Genomic DNA, 2208 nt, shown 5'->3' with positions numbered 1-2208 from the left:
TCCGGATACGTCTTGTCCCGCTCCCAGTTGCTGATCGTCTGACGCGACACGTAGAGTTTCTCGGCGAGCTGTTCTTGGGAGAGCCCCATCGCCTCGCGCCTCGTCTTTGCTCACCGGCACGTCGAGCGTCTCACCGAGGGCGACGAGTATCTCCGCGTCGGGCACCGAGAGCCCGCGTTCCCATTTGGAAACCGTCTGCCTCACCACGTTCAGCTTGAGCGCGAGCTCCTCCTGCGATAGCCCTTTCGATTTCCTGAGGGCCTGGATGTTCTCGTTCAGCATGGCGGATCCTTTCTCTCGCCCGGTTCCTACGTTACCGCAATGCTGCCCGCAGATGGCCCGTTGCCGCAAGCAACGGGTCGTAACATCGGCGGGGACCGTTTGAGTTCACAGGTGATGCAAGCTCCTAATAATTTGACGTCCATTCAATCTACCTGCGGTTTGCAACCATAGGGTGCCTGCAGGTTGCGTAAAATGAAGCCTCAAGTTGGTGGTTTCCGCCATGTGGCTACCGTAGTGTGTAAGTCGCCGGCAGGAAAGCACCGAACGCTGGGATGCCGCGCCCGCGCCGTCGCCGTGAGCCAAGATCACGACGCCCGCGTGCCCGCTTCCAGCCAACGAGAGGACCTACTATGAGCTTCCGTACCAACCTTCAGTATCTGCGCGCCGAGCGCCATATGACCCAGGAGCAGCTCGCCATGCTGCTTGGGGTATCCCGCCAGTCCGTCACCAAGTGGGAGGCCGAGAAGTCCTACCCGGAGATGGATAAGCTCATCAAAATGTGCCAGATTTTCGAGTGCTCGCTCGATGACCTGGTGCAGGGTGACGTGTCGCGCCGCGCGGCCGTGAGCCAGAGCGCCGCGGATGGCGTGCAAAACGATGGGAACGCCGTCGTCCGCGTCGAGGCTCCGCACGGGCGGAACTCGTTGTCCGACATCGGATCCGCCTTTGTGCCCGCGATCCCCGTCGGTCCCAACACGGATGTATGCGGCTATGACGAGCACATGGTCGCATTTGCCCGCAAGGTCGCACTCGGTGTGGCGCTCATCATCCTGGGGGTCGCCGCCGCGGTCTTCACCGATGAGGTCCTGCACTCAGACGGAATCGTCCTCATGGCGTTGTTCGCGCTCGTTGCCGCTGGCTTGGGATTCCTTATTCCATCCGGCATGGAGCACGCGGCTTTTGTGGAAGCCCATCCGTATGTTGCGGACTTTTACACCGCAGAGCAAAAGGCGGCAGAGCGTCGTCGTGCTTCGATCGCGATCGTTTCGGGTATCGCGATCATCCTTCTTGGCATCGCCGTATCGGCGCTGTTTGAGGTGGAGGCGAACGTCCAGGTATATGGCGACACGCTGATGATGGTCCTGGTCGCCGTCGGTGTTGGGGTGATTGTCCACTGGGGCATGCTGTGGGGCCGCATGGATGTCGCGGAGTACAACAAGGAGTGGCTCGAGACGGTCGAATTGAGTGCGGAGGAGCTGTCGCAGCTGGATCCCCAGAGCCGCGAGGCGTATCTGCGCGCGTGCAATCCCAAGTATCGCCGTACAGCGGCGCGCAAGAAGAGGGCTTGCGTCGTGATCATGCTCGCCTCCACCATCATCGCGCTCATCTGGCTGTTCGTCGGTGCTGCCATGGATGCGTCCGAGGGGATCGGCGGCCTGTTCTGGCTCCCGTGGGTCGTCGGTAGCTTGGGCTCCGCTATCGCCCTTATCGTTATCGACGATGACGATGAGAATGATGCGGCTGCATGCGGCGATAGGGAGTAGAGGCGTTCGAAGACATCCGTCTGAATGAAGCGGGCGGCCTCGGGTGTGCCGGGGCCGCCCGCATTTTGCTGGGTGGTGCTGTATTGCCGGCGTGGAGTGGGCCTCAAGCTAGTGCTTGCCGTCAATTTGAAGTCTTCGGCTGCGGGCACCTTCGAGTCCGCATCACGAGCGCAACGCTGGCGCCCAAAGCGCTGATTCTTGACGCGCGTGATGCGGACTTCGGCAGATGCTGCCTCTAGTTCAGCAGCCCCCACACGGCAAAGCCGAGTGCTCCGCCGATGGCGGCTGCGGCGAAGAAGGTCAGCAAGTCGTACGCCAGTCGGTGCTTCGTCGGCCACGCGCGGCGGGGGAGTGCCCGCGGATCGCGCTCGATGTCCGCCTCGCCGTTCATGAAGGCGAGGATCTCGCGGTATGTCACCAGGTCGTTCTCGCGCTTGATGCG

2 protein-coding genes and 2 pseudogenes are annotated in these 2208 nt (G+C 61.9%); 1 reads left to right on the top strand and 3 read right to left on the bottom strand.

The window, feature by feature from the left end; translation table 11 throughout:
• Together DWV58_RS10075 and DWV58_RS10070 are read right to left on the bottom strand one after the other, a co-directional pair.
• On the bottom strand, positions 1-89 hold an 89-nt coding region (locus tag DWV58_RS10075), incomplete at its 3' end, for a helix-turn-helix transcriptional regulator (protein WP_233540508.1).
• A 34-nt stretch (positions 90-123) separates the two neighbouring features.
• Positions 124-282 (bottom strand): annotated as a pseudogene (locus DWV58_RS10070) (helix-turn-helix domain-containing protein); the annotation flags it as partial.
• Positions 283-632: 350 nt separating this feature from the next.
• Between DWV58_RS10070 and DWV58_RS10065 the strand changes: the two are divergent.
• Positions 633-1766: a helix-turn-helix transcriptional regulator gene (locus DWV58_RS10065; RefSeq protein ID WP_229055578.1), complete on the top strand. Its 1134-nt coding sequence runs from the start codon at positions 633-635 to the stop codon at positions 1764-1766.
• A 235-nt stretch (positions 1767-2001) separates the two neighbouring features.
• Here DWV58_RS10065 and DWV58_RS09680 read toward each other — a convergent pair.
• Positions 2002-2208, bottom strand: a pseudogene (locus DWV58_RS09680) (XRE family transcriptional regulator); the annotation flags it as partial.

The organism is Collinsella sp. AF11-11 (assembly GCF_003465485.1).
GTDB lineage: Bacteria > Actinomycetota > Coriobacteriia > Coriobacteriales > Coriobacteriaceae > Collinsella.
Note: the sequence above shows the minus strand (reverse complement) of the source record. Positions and strands in the feature narration are given on the sequence as shown.

Excerpts from the sequence above, each read along its gene's own strand:
- DWV58_RS10065 (WP_229055578.1), top strand. The coding sequence starts at position 633 with ATGAGCTTCCGTACCAACCTTCAGTATCTGCGCGCCGAGCGCCATATG.